We start from the raw sequence: 18752 nt of genomic DNA, 5'->3' as shown, positions 1-18752 counted from the left end.
ACCTAACATATTGATTTTACGAATGTTATTGGCACGAACGCAATCTGGTATGTCCTATTCAGTCTGATCGGATCGACAAAGAAAAACCCCGGCATCGCGACGCCAGGGTTTTTTTCATGTCATTTGTCGCAAGAGCCAGGCCACCAGCACCGCCGATATGATAGGGCCGCATCACGGCGCAGACGCTGGCGTCCGCGCCGTGCGGAATGCTCAGGCAGCGGCCTTCTTCTCTGCCGTGTCCACGCTGGCGATCGTCTTCAGGATCTGGGAAGCGATCTGGTAGGGGTCGCCCTGCGAGTTCGGGCGGCGATCCTCGAGATAGCCCTTGTAGCCATTGTTGATGAAGGAATGCGGCACGCGGATCGAGGCGCCGCGGTCGGCGATGCCATAGCTGAACCTGTTCCATGGCGCGGTCTCATGCTTGCCGGTCAGACGCTTGTCGTTGTCCGGCCCGTAGACGGCGATGTGATCCATCAGGTTCTTGTCGAAGGCGGCCATCAGCGCCTCGAAATAGTCTTTTCCGCCGACTTCGCGCATATAAGCGGTCGAGAAGTTGGCGTGCATGCCGGAACCATTCCAGTCGGTGTCGCCGAGCGGCTTGCAGTGGTATTCGATATCGATGCCGTATTTCTCGGTGAGGCGCTGCATCAGGTAGCGGGCCATCCACATCTGATCGGCGGCCTTCTTGGAGCCCTTGCCAAAAATCTGGAATTCCCACTGGCCCTTGGCCACCTCGGCGTTGATGCCTTCATGGTTGATGCCGGCGGCAAGACAAAGGTCGAGATGCTCCTCGACGATCTGCCTGGCGACGCTGCCGACGTTGCTGTAGCCGACGCCGGTGTAGTACGGGCCTTGCGGCGCGGGGTAGCCGCTCTCGGGGAAGCCGAGTGGGCGGCCGTCCTTGTAAAAGAAATACTCCTGCTCGAAGCCGAACCAGGCGCCCTCGTCGTCGAGGATGGTGGCGCGCTTGTTGGATGCATGCGGCGTCACGCCGTCCGGCATCATGACTTCGCACATGACGAGCACGCCATTGCTGCGCGCGGGATCCGGATAGATGGCGACCGGCTTCAGCACGCAGTCGGACGAGTGGCCTTCGGCCTGCATGGTCGAGGAACCGTCGAAGCCCCACAGCGGAAGCTGGTCGAGCGTCGGGAATTCGGCATAGTCCTTGATCTGCGTCTTTCCACGAAGGTTGGGAACCGGGGTGTATCCATCGAGCCAAATGTACTCGAGCTTGTATTTCGTCATTCTAGCCTCTCGTTGCTTTGATCACCGAACCTTGGACGGCGCGGGCATGCCAGCCACCCTGCAGCCGACCTGCCGGATTATCAAAAAGCAATTCGTGTGCCATTTTCACCGGCCAAGGATGCGACAAAACTGACGCCGCATCCCGACAAATCCGCTGCCGCGTAATCGCAATGCGTCCGGATCAATCACAAGCATGCTCTGCATAAATAACAGGCAGATACTGATCTTTTTATAATCATATTGCCTAACTGGATTGCAGAACTTATCTTGGGGAAAGATTGAATCGGCAAGGCTCTGCTCAAGAAGGGAGACCGACAATGGAAATCACTCCTACCCGTCAGTCGGCCAAAATCCTGATGTTCCCGGTGGCAACGCGCGCTTCTGCCTTAAATTTAAGCGGAAAGGCTAAGTTCGCGGCAGAACTTGCTTCATTGCGTAACCGTACGGATTTCGGAAGCGGCTGGTATCACGAAGCGGCCATCGAGGAAGAAAAACAGGACCGGAAGAGCTAACCTTTCCTCCGCATCGCTTTTGACGAATTGCAAAGCCCGGCGCGATCGCTCGCGCCGGGCTTTTCATTTTGCCGTCAGGCAAGGATCAGGTCTTGGCGTGCAAGTCCGTTCCCAGCGTATCCCTGACAAAGATCGTACCGATGACCAGCGACATCGCCGCGATCACCACCGGATACCAGAGGCCGTAATAGATATCGCCGCTGTAGGCGCTGAGCGCGAACACCGTCGCCGGCAGCAGGCCGCCGAACCAGCCATTGCCGATGTGATAGGGCAACGACATGCCGGTATAGCGGATGCGGGTCGGGAACATTTCTACCAGGATCGCGGCGATCGGTCCGTAGACCATGGTCACGTAAATGACCAGGATGAACAGGACGCCGATGACCTTTGCCCAGTTGACCTGTTCAGGGTCGGCAAACATCGCAAAGGCGCCTGCCGCCGGGACGCTGTAGACGGTGATCTCGGGCACCGCCGCGGCCTCATCGGCCGTCAGCAGCTTGTCCTTGACCGCCCGGTCGGCCGCAACCGTCGTCTTGTCGCCGGCGCGGATTGTGGCGGCGTCGAGCTTCAGTTCCGGATTGGCCGCGACGAAGGCGTCAAGCTTCTGGTCGGCGACCTTGGCCGCAGCACGCTTCAGCGGATAGCCGCCGTCCCGCAATGCAATGTTGATTGCCTTCTTGAACGCGGCGTCGCTTGAAGTTGCCTTGTCTGCGGCTGCCACGGCATCATAGGACGCCACCGTTGCGGTGCCGATCTTGACACTGGCCGCGGTCCCCGGCGCCGCTGTGGTGACGATGTCATAGGGCACCGAGCTCTTGGCGAGGAAGTCCGTCGCAATATCGCACGACGTCAGAGGCTTGCGCGTTCCGGTCGGATTGAACTGGAACTTGCAGTCGCCAGGCGCAGCGGTAATCGTGGCGCGGGTGTTTTGCTGTGCGGTGGCGAGCGCCGGGTTGGCTGCCCAGGTCAGCGCCTTGAACAGCGGGAAGGTGGTGACGATCGCCAGCGCCAGGCCCGCCATGATGATCGGCTTGCGGCCGATCTTGTCGGAGAGCCAGCCGAACACGACGAAGAAGATCGTGCCGAGCGCCAGCGCGATGGCGATCATGATGTTGACCGACTGGCCGTCGACCTTGAGCACGTTCTGCAGGAAAAACAGCGCGTAGAATTGGCCGTTGTACCAAACCACGGCCTGGCCGGCAGTAAGGCCGAAAAGCGCCAAAATGGCGATCTTGGCATTCTTCCACTGTCCGAAGGCTTCCGTCAGCGGCGCCTTGGAGCCCTTGCCCTCGTCCTTCATGCGCTGGAAGGTCGGCGATTCGGCAAGCGACAGGCGAATCCAGACCGATATGCCGAGCAGAATGGCTGAGAGCAGGAATGGAACGCGCCAGCCCCAGGCGTCGAAATCCTCCTTGCTCAGCGAATTCTGCACGATAAGGATGACGACCAGCGACAGGAACAGGCCGAGCGTCGCCGTCGTCTGGATCCACGACGTATAGAAGCCGCGGCGGTCGTCGGGCGCATGCTCGGCCACATAGGTCGCCGCACCGCCATATTCACCACCGAGCGCCAGGCCCTGCAGCATGCGCAGCGCAATCAGGATAATCGGCGCTGCAATGCCCCAGCTTGCCGAACCAGGCAGCAGGCCGACCAGGAAGGTCGACAGGCCCATGATCATGATGGTGACGAGAAAGGTGTATTTGCGACCAACGAGATCGCCGATGCGGCCGAACACCAGCGCGCCGAACGGGCGCACGAGGAAGCCAGCGGCGAAAACCAGCAGCGTAAAGATGTTGCGCGTCGCTTCCGGATACGAGTTGAAGAATGTCGAGCCGATCGCGGCAGCCAATGCGCCGTAGAGATAGAAATCGTACCATTCGAAAACGGTGCCGAGCGAGGAAGCGAAGATGACTTTCTTCTCTTCCCGCGTCATTCCGCGGCTTGCTCTGCCGGCGGTCACTGCCATTGCCATGAATTCGTCCTCCCGTGACATCTCGCTGTGCTTGATGCTGCGCGGTGTCGCCTCTGGGCTCGAACTCGGGCAGCTATCGCCGCGAGAAGTGACAGAAAGCGCCGCCCAGATGCAGCCCGTCTTTGGGATTATGACTTTGGTCCAATGCATCGGCCCGAACATCGGAATTGATGTTCGGAAAGCACGATGCATAGATTCAAAGTGTTAGAGCGTATTTTGCACGTCCAACTGGAACGCACGTCGCTCTAATAAGGCAAGGCGAAACGAATGAGGGCGGCGATTGCCGTCAGCCCTTGAGCGCCTCGTGGAGACCGACGGCGGCCATCATGTCGCGCTTGCGGTGGGCACGGCGGGCGACGGCTTCCGCGTCATGGCCCCAGTGCTCGGCCTGCCAGTCCTCGTCGACATGGCCGGCGGCCCAGGCTGCCTCGCCGTCGATCTCGCCGAAATCGACGGCCAGCGCCAGCAGTGCCGATCCCGTCAACGAGGTCATGACGTGGATGGCGGCAAGCCGGAGCGGGTCGGCACGCTGGGCAAGATGAACGCCGAGCACCGCGATGCTCTCGCGCGGCTGCTCGACATGGATCACCCCTTCGGCGAGGTGAAACCGGGCGCCGAGCGCGCTCCGCGCCCAATCGATGACGGGATCCCAATATTCGTTCTGCCGATCGACGAGCCCTTGGGGGGCGTCGGCGCGATAGCAGAGCAGGTCTGACGAGGCAAAGCGCAGGATGTCTTCCAAAACCGCCTGCGGGTCGCTGGCGACGCCGTCGATGGCCGTGTTGACCAGACGCATGACCGGCATCGTCATCGGGTCGATCGTCTCGCCTTGCGCGGCGAACTCGCCGGCGACCAGAGCGGCGGCTTTTTCGGTCGGCAGGATCAGAAACGCCTTGCCCGGCGTACGGACCGGCTTGCCATCGAGATGAACCGCAAAACCAGCTTCGGCCGGTGCGACCGAGACGGTTTTGTAGAAGCGTTTCGGCAGATGCGTCTTCATCTGGATCTGGGCACGGCGTACCGGATCCGGATCGGAAAGCTGCTTTCCCGCTTCGAGGTCGTTGAGAATATCGCGCATGCCGGAGCCTTTCATCCGGGGATCTGTTTTCGGGCCGGCCGATTCACAATGATCAGACCGGCTGCGATGAGGCCGAGTGCCAGGAAAATACGGATGGTCAGCGGCTCGTTCAAGAAGATGGCGCCGCACAGAACGCCGAACACCGGCGAAAGAAAGGTGAAGCTCGACAGGCCCGATGCCGGATAGCGCCGCAGCAACCAGAACCAGAGCACATAGGTGAAGGCGACGATGTAGACCGCCTGGAAAAGCAAGGCCAAGGTCGGCAAAGCGGCGAAGTCGCGGACTGGCGGCCCGGCGAAAGGCAGCACCAAGGCGCCGACCATCGCAGCGCCGGCGAGTTGGTAGAGCAGCAACTTCTCGGCGCTCGTTTCCGCCAGTTTCGTGCGCTTGATGACGATGTAGGTCAAGGCCCACAGAATGCCGGCGCCGAGACTGAGCAGATCACCAATCAGGGTCGCACCGTTATCGGCGCTCAACTGGTCGGAGAACACCGCGACCAGGCCGGCGAAAGCGAGCAGAAGGCCGACGAGCCGGCGCGCGGTGATGCGTTCGTTGAGCAGGAAATGCCCGCCGACCAGCACCCAGAACGGCATGGTGTTGACCAGCAAGGTGTTGCGCGCGACGGTCGTCTGTTCGAGCCCGACATAGAGAAACAGGAACTCGAGACCAAAGAGCGCGCCTGCCAGAATGCCAGCGACAAGGGTTCCGTCGCGGCTGAAAAGCGCAATGCCGCGCCAGCGGCACCAGACGAGAACGCACAGCCCGCCGATGACCGACCGCGCGATCGACAGGAAAACGGGATCGTAGCCGGCATAGGAGATCTTGGCGGCGACGTAGTTCAGCCCCCAGGAAAAGGTCAGTCCGACCATGATGGCGGCGGCGGCCATGTCGACCCTGTCGCGGCGGTCGAGCGTATCGGTGGCCATGCCCACTGGACCTAGTCCTCCGCGCTGGCGTCGTCGAAGCCGATCAGGTTCCAGCTCTGGCGCATATGCGGCGGCATCGGTGCGGTGACGTCGATAAAACCCTTGTCGGGATGTGGGATGACGATGCGGCGCGCGTGCAGATGCAAGCGGTTCTGCATGCCGCCGGGAAAATCCCAATTGGTGTCGGCCTCGAAATATTTGGGATCGCCGATGATCGGGCAGCCGATGTGAGCGGCATGGACGCGAAGCTGGTGGGTGCGGCCGGTATAAGGCTCCATCTCCAGCCAGGACAGGGTCTGCGCCGCCTGCTCGACGATCCGGTAATAAGACACCGCGTGGTCGGCGCCCTTTTCGCCATGCTTGGCGACGCGCACGCGGTCGCCGTCGGGCGTCGGTTCCTTGATCAGCCAAGTCGAGATCTTGTCCTCGCGCTTCGGCGGCACGCCCTTGACCAGCGCCCAATAGGTCTTCTTGGTCTCACGCGCCCGGAACGCCTCGGCAAGTTTCATGGCGGCGAGCCTGGTGCGGGCGACGACCAGCACGCCTGACGTGTCGCGGTCGAGCCGGTGCACCAGACGCGGTTTCTCGCCCTTCTGGCTGCGCCAGGCTTCCAGCATGTCGTCGACATTGCGGGTGACACCTGAGCCACCCTGGACGGCGAGGCCGGCCGGCTTGTTGAAGACAAACACTTTCGGATCTTCATGGATCAGCATCTTGGCCAGAACGTCGGCGTCGCCCTGGTTGCGGATCGAGTGACCGGTGAGCGGGCTCTCGCCCTTCTTGTCCACTTCGAGCGGTGGGATGCGAACCGTCTGGCCCGGCTCGACGCGGGTATCGGCCTTAACCCTGCCGCCATCGACACGGATCTGGCCGGAGCGCAGCAGTTTTTGCAGATGGCCGAAGCCAAGGCCCGGAAAATGGGTCTTGAACCAGCGATCGAGCCGCATGCCCGCCTCGCCGGCCTCCACCGTGATCTGTTCTACGCCTACCATTGTTCGTTTTTACCCGTCTCTAGCGCATGACCTGAAATCGAAGTCGATTTCGAAAAGGGTGATGCGCAAATCAAAAAGCTACAGCGACCTTGCGCGTCCTAAGGGACACGCGGTGCTGTAAGCGGGGGAAATAGCATTAAGGCAGGCTTCTTGCGAGCCAAAGACCCAGAAACAAGGCAATGATCGCGCCAATGAGGCTGGCAAGGGCGTATCCGAACGCCGGCAGCGTCGCGCCACGCTCCCACAGCGTCGCAAAATCGAGCGAAAAGGCGGAGAACGTGGTGAAGCCGCCAAGTATGCCGGTGGCGACGAACAGCCGAAGCTCGTTCGATCCGCCGTAGCGCCGCGCCAGGGTCGTTATGAACAGGCCCATGGCAAAGGAGCCGACAATGTTGATCGCCATCGTGCCCCAGGGAAAACTCGGGCCGACAAGACGCAGCGCAATGAAATTGACGACGTGCCGGAGCCCGGCACCAATAGCGCCGCCCGCGGCAACGAGGAGGAGATTGATCATCGCCGTTTACTGCCCTTGCAGGGTGGCTCGGTCAATCCCTGCCCCTGAGCGGGAAAGTAGCGCGAGCCTACTTTTTCCGCTCGCCGCGCAGCTTCGCCCAATAGTCGAGCCGCTTCCTGATATCACGCTCGAAACCGCGCTCGGGCGGATCATAGAATGTACGGCGGCCCATCTTTTCCGGAAAATAATCCTGTCCGGAAAAAGCGTCCGGCTCGTCGTGGTCGTAACGGTAGCCGGCGCCGTAATCTTCTTCCTTCATCAGCTTGGTCGGCGCGTTGAGGATGTGTTTGGGCGGCAGCAATGAGCCGAACTCCTTAGCCGCTTGTGTGGCAGCCTTGAAGGCGGTGTAGACGGCGTTGGATTTGGGCGCGCTGGCGAGATAGACCGTGGCCTCGGCGAAGGCGAGCTCGCCCTCTGGCGAGCCCAGATAGTCGTAGGCATCCTTGGCGGCATTGGCGACGACCAGCGCCTGCGGGTCTGCCAGCCCGATATCCTCCATCGCCATGCGCACCAGGCGACGGCCGAGATAGAGCGGATCTTCGCCGGCGTCGAACATGCGGGCGAGATAATAGAGGGCGGCATCAGGATCGGAGCCGCGCACCGATTTGTGCAGGGCCGAGATCAGATTGTAGTGGCCGTCCTGGCCCTTGTCGTAGATCGGCGCGCGGCGCTGGACGATGCGCTGCAGGCCCTCGGCGCCGAACACCTCGCCTGACTTCGCGGCGCGCCAGACCTCTTCGGCCAGCGTCAGCGCCGCACGACCATCGCCATCGCTCATGCGGACGAGCATCGCCCTCGCCTCGTCGTCGAGCGGCAGCGCCCTGCCCTCGGTCTCCTCGGCACGGGCCAGCAGTTTTGCGATGCTGTCCTCACCGAGCGAATGGAAGACCAGCACGCGGGCGCGGGATAGAAGCGCGGCATTCAGTTCGAAGGACGGGTTTTCGGTGGTGGCGCCAACCAGCACCACGGTGCCGTCTTCCATGACAGGCAGAAAACTGTCCTGCTGGGCGCGGTTGAAGCGATGGATCTCGTCGACGAAGAGCAGCGTCTGACGGCCGTTGGTGCGGCGCAGCTTCGCCGCCTCGAACACTCTCTTCAGGTCGGCGACTCCGGAAAACACCGCCGATATCTGTTGGAACGCAAGGCTGGTTTCGCCGGCAAGCAGCCGCGCGACCGTGGTCTTGCCCGTCCCGGGCGGCCCCCAGAAGATCATCGAGCCGAGCGAGCCGGAGCCGATCAGCCGCGTCAGCGCGCCGTCGGGTCCGGTCAGATGCTCCTGGCCGACGACCTCGCTGAGGTTCTGCGGGCGCAGCCGGTCGGCCAGCGGCCTGCCGGGCGGCGCCTTTTCCGGTTCATCGACACTGAACAGATCGGCCATGCACGTCTTTTCCTTGGAGCGCGATCTCGTCCGAAGGATCGACGCTCGGGCTCAGTAACGCAACACCTGGCGCAGTATCTGCCCGCCGCGCTCGACGGTAAAGCGCCACCAGCGCGTCTCCTGCATGGCTGCCTGCTCCAGGGTCGCCGCGGTATCGATGCTCAAGCCGTTGACCTCGCGAACGATGTCGCCCGGCTGGAAGCCGAAACCGGCTGCGGGCGAACCGCGATTGATGTCGATCACCGTAACACCCTTGACGTCCGTGCGGATGCCGAGTCGCTGGGCGAGCCGCGGCGACAGTTCCGCAACCTTGGCACCGGAGAACGGGCTGCGACCGCGCAGCGTCACTTCCGCGAGTTTCGCACCTTCCGGCGCACGCTCCAGCGCGATGTCCATCGCCGCTTGCTGGCCTTTGCTCAGAACGGCGAAGCTTGCATTGGTGCCGATCGACAGCGTCGCCATCCGGTAATCCAGCGCCTCGATGCTCTCGACCGGCGTGCCATTGAGCGACAGCACGACGTCACCGGCCTTGAGCCCCGCCTTGGCCGCCGGCCCGGCTTCGTCGATGGACGAAACCAGTGCCCCGGTCGGCGTCTCCAGACCGAGCGATTCGGCGATTTGCGGCGTCACGCGCTCGAATTCGGCGCCGATATACGGCCGCTCGAAGAAGTCGCGCCCGGCCTTGGCCGCATCGGCAAACGCGCGAACCATATTGGAGGGAATAGCAAAGCCGATGCCGATCGAGCCACCGCTGCGGCTGTAGATCGCCGTGTTGATGCCGACCAGTTGGCCACCCATGTTGATCAGCGCACCGCCGGAATTGCCGGGATTGATCGCGGCGTCGGTCTGGATGAAGAAACTGGAATCGGAAACGCCGATGTGGCTGCGGGCAAGTGCCGAAACGATGCCGCTGGTGGTGGTCTGGCCGACACCGAAGGGGTTGCCGATGGCCAACAACAGGTCGCCGACCTCGAGCGCGTCGGAATCGCCGATGGCGACGACCGGAAATGGCTTGTCGGCGGAGATCTTGAGCACGGCGAGGTCAAGCGTCTCGTCCTTGAGCAGCACCTTGCTGTCGAATTCACGCCCGTCCGCGGTGGCGACCTTGACCTGATCGGCGTCCTTGATGACGTGGAAATTGGTAACCACTATGCCTGTCGGGTCGACCAGCACGCCGGAGCCGAGCGAAGACTGCGCACGCGGCTGCGAACGGCCGAAGAACTCTTCGAAGAACGGATCGCCGTCAAAGGGCGACCTCAGCCTGGCCGTTTGCGAGGCATAGACATTGACCACGGCCGGCGCCGTCTGCTTGACCAGCGGCGCAAACGACAGTTGCATCTCCTCGCGGCCGAACGGCACGCGCTTGTCTGGACCGGAGGTGGCGTTTTCGCCTTCGGCGCCGCGCAACATGTCGGTCAGCACGTCGGACAGACCCGGATCGGCCTTGGTGTCCTGAGCCAGCGCCTGCCTGCCGGCCGGCACGACTGCCGCCGCCATCAAGGCGCAGAGTAGAACAAGGGACATCCGTTTTACGCGCATTCCGAATCCTCCGGGGTCGGGCGCCATTGTCCCGACGATTGTGCAAAATGAAAGGCTAAGTCGATGTAATCGAATTATTCTCGAGGAAAAGACATGGGCTTAAGTCAAGACAGTCCCCGCAATGCTCCCTACCGCTTCCAGAACGCACAAAAGGGCCCGCAGGCCCTTTTGAACTCCTTGAGGGAAAACCGAAAGTTATGCGGCCGCGGCTTCCTCGTCGGTGCCTTCTGCCTCGATGCGGGCACGGTCGCCGGCGCCCTTGGCCGAGGTGTCGCGATCGACGAACTCGATGACCGCCATGGCGGCATTGTCGCCGTGGCGGAAGCCCGCCTTCATGATGCGCAGATAGCCGCCGTTGCGGGTGGCGTAGCGCGGCGCGATCGTGTCGAACAGGCGCTTGACGACGCCTTCATTGCCGATCTGGGCAATCACCTGGCGGCGGGCGTGCAGGTCGCCGCGCTTGCCGAGCGTCACCAGCTTCTCGACGATCGGACGCAGATCCTTCGCCTTCGGCAAGGTGGTGAGGATCTGCTCATGCTCGATGAGCGACACGGCAAGATTGGCAAACATCGACTTGCGGTGGCTTATGCTGCGGGCGAACCGGCGGCCTTTAAATCCGTGGCGCATGGCTCTTCTCCTGGTGTTGTGGGCGGTTGGCCCGGCTGTTTCGTTTTGTGAATGGTCAATAGTGAATGGTGAATGGAAGCTCTCCGAAGTCGCCGACCGACGACCATTCACCATTTCACCATTCTCAATTCACCGGTCAGTATTGATCTTCGTAACGCTTGGCGAGGTCTTCGATGTTTTCCGGCGGCCAATCCGGCACTTCCATGCCGAGGTGCAGGCCCATCGCCGCCAGCACTTCCTTGATCTCGTTCAGCGACTTGCGGCCGAAGTTCGGGGTGCGCAGCATCTCGGCTTCGGTCTTCTGGATCAGGTCGCCGATATAGACGATGTTGTCGTTCTTCAGGCAGTTGGCCGAACGCACCGAAAGCTCGAGTTCGTCGACCTTCTTGAGCAGCGCCGGGTTGAAGGCAAGCTCGGTCACCTGCTCGGCGGCGACTTCCTTCTGCGGCTCGTCGAAATTGACGAACAGGCCAAGCTGGTCCTGCAGGATGCGGGCGGCGAAAGCCACCGCGTCCTCGCCCGAGATCGAACCGTCGGTGTCAATCGTCATGGTCAGCTTGTCGTAGTCGAGAACCTGGCCCTCGCGGGTGTTCTCGACCTTGTAGGAGACCTTCTTGACCGGCGAGTAGAGGCTGTCGACCGGGATGAGGCCGATCGGCGCGTCTTCGGCGCGATTGCGGTCGGCCGGCACGTAGCCCTTGCCGGTATCGACGGTGAACTCCATGCGGATTTCAGCGCCCTCGTCCAGCGTGCAGATGACGTGATCGGGATTGAGGATCTCGACGTCGCCGACCGTCTGGATGTCGCCGGCCAGAACAGCGCCCGGTCCCTGCTTGCGCACGACCATGCGCTTGGGGCCGTCGCCTTCCATGCGGATGGCGATTTCCTTGATATTCAAGACGATATCGGTCACGTCCTCACGCACGCCGGCGATGGACGAGAATTCATGCAGAACGCCGTCGATCTGCACGGCGGTCACCGCCGCGCCACGCAGCGAAGACAGAAGCACGCGACGCAGCGCGTTGCCGAGGGTCAGACCAAAGCCGCGCTCGAGCGGCTCGGCGACCAGCGTGGTCAGCGTCTTCTTCTTCGAAGAGAACTCGATCTTGTTCGGCTTGATCAGTTCCTGCCAATTTTTCTGGATCATGATGCTTTCCTTCCGTTGACCCGCCACCATCCAATCGTGGCGGGCGACCTGGAATGCCGTGGAGGAACGCTCCTGGCGTTCGCGCGGCGTTCGGTAATTTTTTGCCTAAAGCGCGTAGCGCTTCAGGTCTCTGTTCTTATGCCTGTCGTTGCCCCAAACCGCTGCGCTCTCGGTTCAGGCCCGAGGCAATGCTTGGGCGACAATCTTTAGACGCGGCGCTTCTTGCGCGGGCGGCAGCCATTGTGCGGGATCGGCGTCACATCACGGATCGAGGTGATGGTGAAGCCGGCTGCCTGCAATGCGCGCAGCGCCGATTCACGACCCGAGCCCGGTCCGCAGACCTCGACCTCAAGCATGCGCATGCCGTGTTCCTGGGCCTTCTTGGCAACATCCTCGGCAGCCATCTGGGCAGCAAACGGGGTCGACTTGCGAGATCCCTTGAAGCCCTGGGCTCCCGCCGACGACCAGGCAATCGAATTGCCCTGCGCGTCGGTGATGGTGATCATCGTGTTGTTGAAGGTCGAGTTGACGTGGGCAACGCCCGACGAGATATTCTTGCGTTCGCGACGGCGAACACGTGTGGCTTCCTTGGCCATGATGGTCCTTTCAGTTGATCTCTACACCGCCGTAATGCCAGCGGCTCCACCTTCGTAAGGGAGTAGGGGAATAGGGCAGTAAGGGAGTAGGGAAACGCGCAATCCAATTGGCGGCTGTTCCCTACTGCCTTACTCCCCTACTCCCTTATTCCCCTAAATTACTTCTTCTTGCCGGCGATCGACTTGGCCGGGCCCTTGCGGGTGCGCGCATTGGTATGCGTGCGCTGGCCGCGAACCGGCAGCGAGCGGCGATGACGCAGGCCGCGATAGCAGCCGAGGTCCATGAGCCGCTTGATGTTCATCGACACTTCGCGGCGCAGATCGCCCTCGACCTGGTAGTCACGGTCGATCGTCTCGCGGATCTGCAGCACTTCCGCGTCGGTCAGCTGGTTGACGCGACGCTCGGCCGGGATGCCGACCTTGTCGACGATCTCCTGAGCGAAGCTCTTGCCAATGCCGTGAATGTACTGAAGCGCAATGACGACGCGCTTGTTGGTAGGAATGTTGACGCCGGCTATACGAGCCATGTTCTTCTCTTCTCCATGTGGGCCGGACAAGCCGGCGCTGTCAAAGTTGCCCCGCGTCCGGTGGAGGCCGGCCCATGCGGGAGTTTCCAGTTCAAAGCGGCTGCCTTGCCCTTGCGGGCAAGCAAGCCTCATGCCTGATAGGAAGACGGGCCGCCATACCCCAGCGAACCGCTCCAGTCAAGCGCAATCGTTTATTTTCCGTTCGCAGACCGTTGCGCCGCCGCTGGGGTCGCAGCCGTGAGCACCGCTTCGATCTGCCGCGTCACCGCATCGATGTCGGCCATGCCGTCGACACCTCTCAGCTTGCCCTTGGCATAGTAGTAGCCGATCAGCGGCGATGTCTTCTTGTAGTACTCCTTCAGGCGCTCTTCGAACACCGCCGGATTGTCGTCCTTGCGCACCGGCAGACCCGCGGCCTTGGCCTCTTCGGCGCGCTTGCCGATTCGGCCAACCAGCGCCTTGTCGTCGACGACAAGTTCGATGACGGCGTCGAGAGTGAGGCGGCGAGCCGAGAGCATCGATTCAACCGCGTCCGCCTGCACCAGGGTTCGCGGATATCCGTCAAGGATGAATCCCCTTGCGCAATCGGCCTGATCGATACGCTCGGCGACGATAGCGTTGACGATGGCGTCGGAAACCAGTTCGCCAGCGTCCATCACCGCCTTGGCCCGTTTGCCGACTTCGGTGCCGGCCTGGACAGCAGCGCGCAGCATATCGCCCGTCGAGAGTTGGGGAATGCCGTATTTTTCTACCAGTCTTTGTGCTTGCGTCCCCTTGCCCGCCCCTGGCGGCCCAAGCAATATCAACCTCATCTGGCTTTCTTCCCCCCGCGCAGCTTCGACTTCTTGATCAGGCCCTCATACTGGTGCGCGATCAGGTGACCCTGAATTTGCGCCACCGTGTCGAGCGTTACACTGACCACGATCAGAAGCGATGTGCCACCGAGGTAGAATGGTACGCCAGTCGCTGAAATCAGGAACTCGGGCAGCAGACACACCAGCACCAGATAAATGGCGCCGACGACAGTTATGCGGGTAAGGACATAGTCGATGTAATCCGCGGTGCGCTCGCCCGGACGGTAGCCCGGAATGAAACCCGAATGCTTCTTGAGCTGGTCGGCGGTGTCCTTCGGGTTGAAGACGATCGCCGTATAGAAGAAGGCGAAAAACACGATCATCGCCGCATAGAACGCCATGTAGAGCGGCTGGCCATGACCGAGTGCCGCCAGGACGGTGCTGGCCCAGGCTGGCATGTTGGTCGTCTGCGAGAAGCCGGCGACCGTCGCCGGCAGCAACAGCAGCGAAGAGGCGAAGATCGGCGGAATGACGCCGGCCGTGTTGAGCTTGAGCGGCAGGTGCGAGGTGTCGCCCTGGAACATGCGGTTGCCGACCTGGCGCTTGGGATACTGGATCAGCAAGCGCCGCTGGGCGCGCTCGAAGAACACGATCAGCGCGATGACGACGACGGCCAGAACGATGATCGCCAGGATCAGGCCGGTCGACAGCGCGCCGGTGCGGCCAAGTTCCAGCGTACCGGAGATGGCTTGCGGCAGGCCGGCGACGATGCCGGCAAAGATGATCAGCGAAATGCCGTTGCCGATGCCGCGGGCGGTGATCTGCTCGCCGAGCCACATCAGGAACATGGTGCCGCCGACCAGCGTGATGACGGTCGAGATGCGGAAGAACATGCCGGGATCGCTGACGATGCCGCTGCCGCCTTCCAGTCCGACCGCAATGCCGTAGGCCTGGACCAGCGCCAAGAGCACGGTGCCGTAGCGGGTATACTGGTTGATGACCTTGCGGCCCTGCTCGCCTTCCTTCTTCAGCGCCTCCAGTGACGGGATGACGGAGGTCATCAGCTGCATGATGATGGAAGCGGAAATATAGGGCATGATGCCGAGGGCAAAGATCGCCATGCGCTCGACGGCGCCACCGGCGAACATGTTGAACATGCCAAGTACGCCCTTGCTCTGCGACGAGAAGGCCTGGGCGAAAGCGTCGGGATTGATGCCGGGCAGCGGGATATAGGTGCCGAGGCGGTAGACCAGCAGCGCGCCAACGGTGAACCAGATGCGCTTCTTCAGATCCTCCGCCTTGGCGAAGGCCGAGAAATTCAGATTCGAGGCTAGTTGTTCAGCAGCCGAAGCCATGCCTGATTCTCCGCTTGGTCACGCTCGATGGCCCGCAACTCAGGCGGCGCGTGTCACCGAAGCTCACGAGATAAGCTCCGGACTGCAAACATGCAAGCGGCCGCGTTGACGCGGCCGCCATATTGAGCAGATCAAAGCGCAATCAAAAGCGAAACGTGTCCCGCTCTGCCGATCGCGCTTCAAATCGCCGTTACTCGGCTGCTGCCTTTTCCGGCAGCTTCACCGAACCGCCGGCCTTTTCGATCTTCTCGATGGCAGCCTTGGAGGCGCCGGCCACGTCGAAGGCAAGCTTCGACTTGATCTCGCCGTCGGAGAGGATGCGCACGCCGTCCTTGACGCGGCGGATGACGCCGGCCGCGACCAGCGCTTCGGCGGTCACGGTCGTCTTGGCGTCGAGCTTCTTGGCATCGAGCGCAGCCTGGATGCGGGCCAGCGACACGACGGCAAAGCTCTTGGCGAAGATGTTGTTGAAGCCACGCTTCGGCAAGCGCCGGTAGAGCGGCATCTGGCCACCCTCGAAGCCGTTGACGGCGACGCCGGAGCGCGCCTTCTGGCCCTTGACGCCGCGACCGGCGGTCTTGCCCGAGCCGGAGCCGATGCCGCGGCCGAGACGCTTCCTGGAATGCGTCGCGCCGTCCTTGTCACGCAGATCGTTGAGTTTCATCTGAGTTCTCCTGCGCTCTGGTTCAGCCCTCGTCCACGACGCGGACGAGATGCTGGACGGCAGCGATCATGCCGCGCACGGAGGGAGTGTCCTCCAGCGTGCGCTGCTTGTGCATCTTGTTGAGGCCGAGGCCGACCAGCGTCGCGCGCTGCTCCTTCGGCCGGCGGATCGGCGAACCGATCTGCTCGACGGTGATGGTCTTGGTTGCTTTCTTGGCCATGGTCAATATCCCTGGTCAGCGTCGACTATTCTTCGGCCGCAACGGCGGTGCCGCGGCGGGCCTGAAGGGTCGAATACTTGATGCCGCGCGCGGCAGCCACATCCTTGGGATGCATCTGGCTCTTCAGCGCGTCGAAGGTGGCGCGAACCATGTTGTAGGGGTTCGACGAACCCATCGACTTGGCGACCACGTCATGCATGCCGAGCGTCTCGAAGACGGCGCGCATCGGGCCGCCGGCGATGATGCCGGTACCCTGCTTGGCAGCGCGCAGCAGAACGCGTCCGGCGCCCCAGCGTCCTTCGACGTCGTGATGCAGCGTACGGCCCGAGCGCAGCGGCACGAAGATCATGTCGCGCTTGGCCGATTCGGTCGCCTTGCGGATCGCCTCCGGCACTTCGCGCGCCTTGCCATGACCGAAGCCGACGCGGCCCTTCTGGTCGCCGACGACGACGAGTGCTGCAAAGCCGAAGCGCCGGCCGCCCTTGACGACCTTGGCGACGCGGTTGATGTGGACGAGTTTGTCCACCATGCCGTCGTCGCGCTCTTCGCGATCACGGCCGCGGCCGCCATCCCTACGTTCCTGTGCCATATCCTGTTCCTTGTTTTTTTCCGGAAGCACGGTTGATGATGATATCCGGTTCCCTCTGTGGGTTGCCGGGAGCGAAACTCATTTTCCCTTCGCATGATCTTATCCGAAAAGTCTGCAACTTATTGCTGCGCTGACCTCCGGTTCGGGATCATGCTTTAGAAGCTCAAGCCACCTTCACGGGCGGCCTCGGCCAGCGCCTTGACGCGGCCGTGATAGATGTACGGTCCGCGGTCGAAGACAACTTCCTTGACGCCGGCCTTCGAAGCGCGCTCGGCAATCAGCTTGCCGATTGCCACAGCGGCGGCAGTGTCGGCACCGGTCTTGAGCGAACCCTTGAGGTCCTTCTCCAGCGTCGAGGCGGCAGCGATGGTGTGGCCCTTGGCGTCGTCGATGACCTGGACGTAGATGTTCTTCGACGTGCGGTGGACCGACAGACGCGGACGCTCGCCAGCGACCTTCTTGATCTGGCGGCGGACGCGCTGAGCGCGGCGTTGGGTGGAGTCTTTCGAGCCCATGATATCAGTTCCTTGCCTTCAAAAAACGGGGGCAACCCTGTGCGGTAGGACAAGCCTCCCGCGACCGCTCCCCGCGGCGTTGATTTGCAGTGAATGGTAAATGGAAAAATGGTGAAAGGTAGAAACCAGGTGCCGCCCGGCTCCTGCCCATCCTACTGCCATTTTACCATTCACCATTCACCATTGACGAAATTACTTCTTCTTGCCTTCCTTGCGGACGATCTTCTCGCCAGCGTAACGAACGCCCTTGCCCTTGTACGGCTCAGGACCGCGATATTCGCGGATCTCGGCAGCGACCTGACCGACCTTCTGCTTGTCGATGCCGGTCACGGTGATTTCCGTCGGCTTCGGCACGGTGATGGTGATGTCCTGCGGCGTTTCGTAGACGACGTCATGGCTGAAGCCGAGCGCCAGTTGCAGGTTCTTGCCCTGCATGGCGGCGCGATAGCCAACGCCGGTGATCTCGAGCTTCTTTTCGAAACCGTCCTTGACGCCCTGCAGGATGTTGACGATCTGCGTGCGCGACATGCCCCATTTGGAACGGGCGGTCTTGGTCTGGTCGCGTGGCTGGACAGCGATCTCGCTGCCTTCCATCTTGACCAGCACTTCGTCGTTGACCACGAACTTCAGCTCACCCTTGGGGCCCTTCGCCGTGACGGTCTGGCCGTCGACGGTCGCGGTCACGCCCTGCGGCAGCGAAACGGGTTTCTTTCCAATACGAGACATTGTTGTCTCCTCTTTCCTTAACTGCTGTGAATGGTGAATGGTAAAATGGTGAATAGCGCGATCAAAGTCTCGTGCAGTCTCACCATTCACTATTCACCATTGACCATTCACCTTTAGAATATCTGGCAGAGGATTTCCCCGCCGACATTCTGTTCACGCGCTTCGTGGTCGGCCATCACGCCCTTCGGCGTCGAAAGGATGGCGATGCCGAGGCCGTTGGCGACGTGCGGGATCGACTTCGCCGAAACGTAAACGCGACGGCCCGGCTTCGAGACGCGGGCGATTTCGCGCACCACCGGCGCACCGTCGAAATACTTCAGCTCGATCTCGATTTCGGACTTGCCGTTGTCGAAGTCGGTCTGGCTGTAGTCGCGGATATAGCCTTCCGCCTTCAGCACGTCGAGGACGCGGGTGCGCAGGCGCGAGGCCGGCGTCGAAACGCTCGACTTCTTGCGGCCATAGGCGTTGCGGATGCGGGTCAGCATATCGCCGAGAGGATCGCTCAATGACATGTTATGTCCTCCTTACCAGCTCGACTTGACCAGGCCCGGGATCTGGCCGTTATTGCCGAGATCACGAAGCGCGATGCGCGATACTTTGAGCTTGCGATAATAGGCACGCGGACGTCCGGTGACTTCGCAGCGGTTGCGGATGCGGATCTTGGCCGAGTTGCGCGGCAGTGCCGCAAGCTTCAGTTGAGCGCGGAAGCGCTCTTCCATCGGCTTGGACTGATCCATGATGATCGCCTTGAGGACCTTACGCTTGGCAGCGTACTGGTCCACAAGCTTGCGGCGCCTGTTGTTCTTCTCGACTGAGCTGGTCTTTGCCATTTC

General features: G+C 61.8%; 23 protein-coding genes. 1 reads left to right on the top strand and 22 read right to left on the bottom strand.

Features of this window, described 5'->3' with window-relative positions:
- Positions 1 to 210: 210 nt before the first annotated feature.
- Both AC0L2R_RS02615 and AC0L2R_RS02610 read right to left on the bottom strand, forming a co-directional pair.
- Positions 211 to 1248: a glutamine synthetase beta-grasp domain-containing protein gene (locus AC0L2R_RS02615; protein ID WP_473507625.1), complete on the bottom strand. Its 1038-nt coding sequence runs from the start codon at positions 1246 to 1248 to the stop codon at positions 211 to 213.
- A gap of 105 nt (positions 1249 to 1353) precedes the next feature.
- Entirely contained in the window at positions 1354 to 1566 is a 213-nt protein-coding gene (locus tag AC0L2R_RS02610) for a hypothetical protein (RefSeq protein ID WP_473507624.1), read from the bottom strand.
- On the opposite strand from AC0L2R_RS02610, the gene AC0L2R_RS02605 reads away from it, so the two are divergent.
- The gene (locus tag AC0L2R_RS02605) at positions 1566 to 1760 is read left to right on the top strand and encodes a DUF2735 domain-containing protein (RefSeq protein ID WP_473494209.1); all 195 of its coding nucleotides are present in this window, start codon (positions 1566 to 1568) and stop codon (positions 1758 to 1760) included. The two genes, AC0L2R_RS02610 and AC0L2R_RS02605, sit on opposite strands and share 1 nt — an antisense overlap.
- Before the next feature lie 85 nt (positions 1761 to 1845).
- Here AC0L2R_RS02605 and AC0L2R_RS02600 read toward each other — a convergent pair whose 3' ends face one another.
- From AC0L2R_RS02600 to rpsN, 20 genes are all read right to left on the bottom strand, one after another.
- A complete protein-coding gene (locus AC0L2R_RS02600) occupies positions 1846 to 3732 on the bottom strand; it encodes an MFS transporter (RefSeq protein ID WP_473507623.1) in 1887 nt (628 codons plus the stop codon).
- 286 nt (positions 3733 to 4018) lie between these two features.
- A complete protein-coding gene (locus tag AC0L2R_RS02595) occupies positions 4019 to 4810 on the bottom strand; it encodes an ATP12 family chaperone protein (protein WP_473507622.1) in 792 nt (263 codons plus the stop codon).
- 11 nt (positions 4811 to 4821) lie between these two features.
- Entirely contained in the window at positions 4822 to 5736 is a 915-nt protein-coding gene (locus AC0L2R_RS02590; protein WP_167366359.1) for a DMT family transporter, read from the bottom strand.
- An 11-nt stretch (positions 5737 to 5747) separates the two neighbouring features.
- Positions 5748 to 6728 (bottom strand): RluA family pseudouridine synthase, encoded by a 981-nt coding sequence (locus AC0L2R_RS02585; RefSeq protein ID WP_473507621.1) that lies wholly within the window; start codon positions 6726 to 6728, stop codon positions 5748 to 5750.
- 136 nt (positions 6729 to 6864) lie between these two features.
- Complete coding sequence (gene crcB / locus AC0L2R_RS02580; RefSeq protein ID WP_128186816.1) at positions 6865 to 7242, bottom strand: fluoride efflux transporter CrcB; 378 nt, start codon at positions 7240 to 7242, stop codon at positions 6865 to 6867.
- A gap of 67 nt (positions 7243 to 7309) precedes the next feature.
- Positions 7310 to 8620: a replication-associated recombination protein A gene (locus AC0L2R_RS02575; protein ID WP_473507620.1), complete on the bottom strand. Its 1311-nt coding sequence runs from the start codon at positions 8618 to 8620 to the stop codon at positions 7310 to 7312.
- Between the two features lie 51 nt (positions 8621 to 8671).
- Positions 8672 to 10159 (bottom strand): DegQ family serine endoprotease, encoded by a 1488-nt coding sequence (locus AC0L2R_RS02570; protein WP_473507619.1) that lies wholly within the window; start codon positions 10157 to 10159, stop codon positions 8672 to 8674.
- Positions 10160 to 10354: 195 nt separating this feature from the next.
- Entirely contained in the window at positions 10355 to 10786 is a 432-nt protein-coding gene (gene rplQ, locus AC0L2R_RS02565; RefSeq protein ID WP_023799277.1) for a 50S ribosomal protein L17, read from the bottom strand.
- 136 nt (positions 10787 to 10922) lie between these two features.
- Positions 10923 to 11933 carry a DNA-directed RNA polymerase subunit alpha gene (locus AC0L2R_RS02560; RefSeq protein WP_023799278.1) on the bottom strand — a complete coding sequence of 337 codons (1011 nt, stop codon included), beginning with the start codon at positions 11931 to 11933 and terminating at the stop codon, positions 10923 to 10925.
- Between the two features lie 206 nt (positions 11934 to 12139).
- Positions 12140 to 12529, bottom strand: coding sequence for a 30S ribosomal protein S11 (gene rpsK, locus AC0L2R_RS02555; RefSeq protein WP_023799279.1), 390 nt, complete (start codon positions 12527 to 12529; stop codon positions 12140 to 12142).
- Positions 12530 to 12687: 158 nt separating this feature from the next.
- Entirely contained in the window at positions 12688 to 13056 is a 369-nt protein-coding gene (rpsM, locus tag AC0L2R_RS02550) for a 30S ribosomal protein S13 (protein ID WP_023799280.1), read from the bottom strand.
- A gap of 191 nt (positions 13057 to 13247) precedes the next feature.
- Positions 13248 to 13868: an adenylate kinase gene (locus AC0L2R_RS02545; RefSeq protein ID WP_287176086.1), complete on the bottom strand. Its 621-nt coding sequence runs from the start codon at positions 13866 to 13868 to the stop codon at positions 13248 to 13250.
- Positions 13865 to 15205 (bottom strand): preprotein translocase subunit SecY, encoded by a 1341-nt coding sequence (secY, locus tag AC0L2R_RS02540; protein WP_091591192.1) that lies wholly within the window; start codon positions 15203 to 15205, stop codon positions 13865 to 13867. Before secY ends, AC0L2R_RS02545 begins: the two co-directional genes overlap by 4 nt.
- Before the next feature lie 190 nt (positions 15206 to 15395).
- Positions 15396 to 15869 (bottom strand): 50S ribosomal protein L15, encoded by a 474-nt coding sequence (gene rplO / locus AC0L2R_RS02535; protein WP_027154037.1) that lies wholly within the window; start codon positions 15867 to 15869, stop codon positions 15396 to 15398.
- A gap of 22 nt (positions 15870 to 15891) precedes the next feature.
- On the bottom strand, positions 15892 to 16089 hold the full coding sequence (rpmD, locus tag AC0L2R_RS02530) for a 50S ribosomal protein L30 (RefSeq protein ID WP_006205449.1): 198 nt from the start codon (positions 16087 to 16089) through the stop codon (positions 15892 to 15894).
- 25 nt (positions 16090 to 16114) lie between these two features.
- Positions 16115 to 16678: a 30S ribosomal protein S5 gene (rpsE, locus tag AC0L2R_RS02525; RefSeq protein WP_006333394.1), complete on the bottom strand. Its 564-nt coding sequence runs from the start codon at positions 16676 to 16678 to the stop codon at positions 16115 to 16117.
- A gap of 155 nt (positions 16679 to 16833) precedes the next feature.
- Positions 16834 to 17193, bottom strand: a complete 360-nt coding sequence (gene rplR, locus AC0L2R_RS02520; protein ID WP_023799284.1) for a 50S ribosomal protein L18 — start codon at positions 17191 to 17193, stop codon at positions 16834 to 16836.
- Positions 17194 to 17385: 192 nt separating this feature from the next.
- Entirely contained in the window at positions 17386 to 17919 is a 534-nt protein-coding gene (gene rplF / locus AC0L2R_RS02515; protein ID WP_023799285.1) for a 50S ribosomal protein L6, read from the bottom strand.
- Positions 17920 to 18032: 113 nt separating this feature from the next.
- Positions 18033 to 18431 carry a 30S ribosomal protein S8 gene (gene rpsH, locus AC0L2R_RS02510; protein WP_006205453.1) on the bottom strand — a complete coding sequence of 133 codons (399 nt, stop codon included), beginning with the start codon at positions 18429 to 18431 and terminating at the stop codon, positions 18033 to 18035.
- 12 nt (positions 18432 to 18443) lie between these two features.
- Positions 18444 to 18749: a 30S ribosomal protein S14 gene (rpsN, locus tag AC0L2R_RS02505; RefSeq protein WP_023799286.1), complete on the bottom strand. Its 306-nt coding sequence runs from the start codon at positions 18747 to 18749 to the stop codon at positions 18444 to 18446.
- Between the last annotated feature and the right edge of the window lie 3 nt (positions 18750 to 18752).

Source organism: Mesorhizobium sp. WSM4820 (assembly GCF_055811075.1).
The sequence above is the reverse complement of the archived record's forward strand: the minus strand, read 5'-3'. Positions and strand labels throughout refer to the sequence as shown.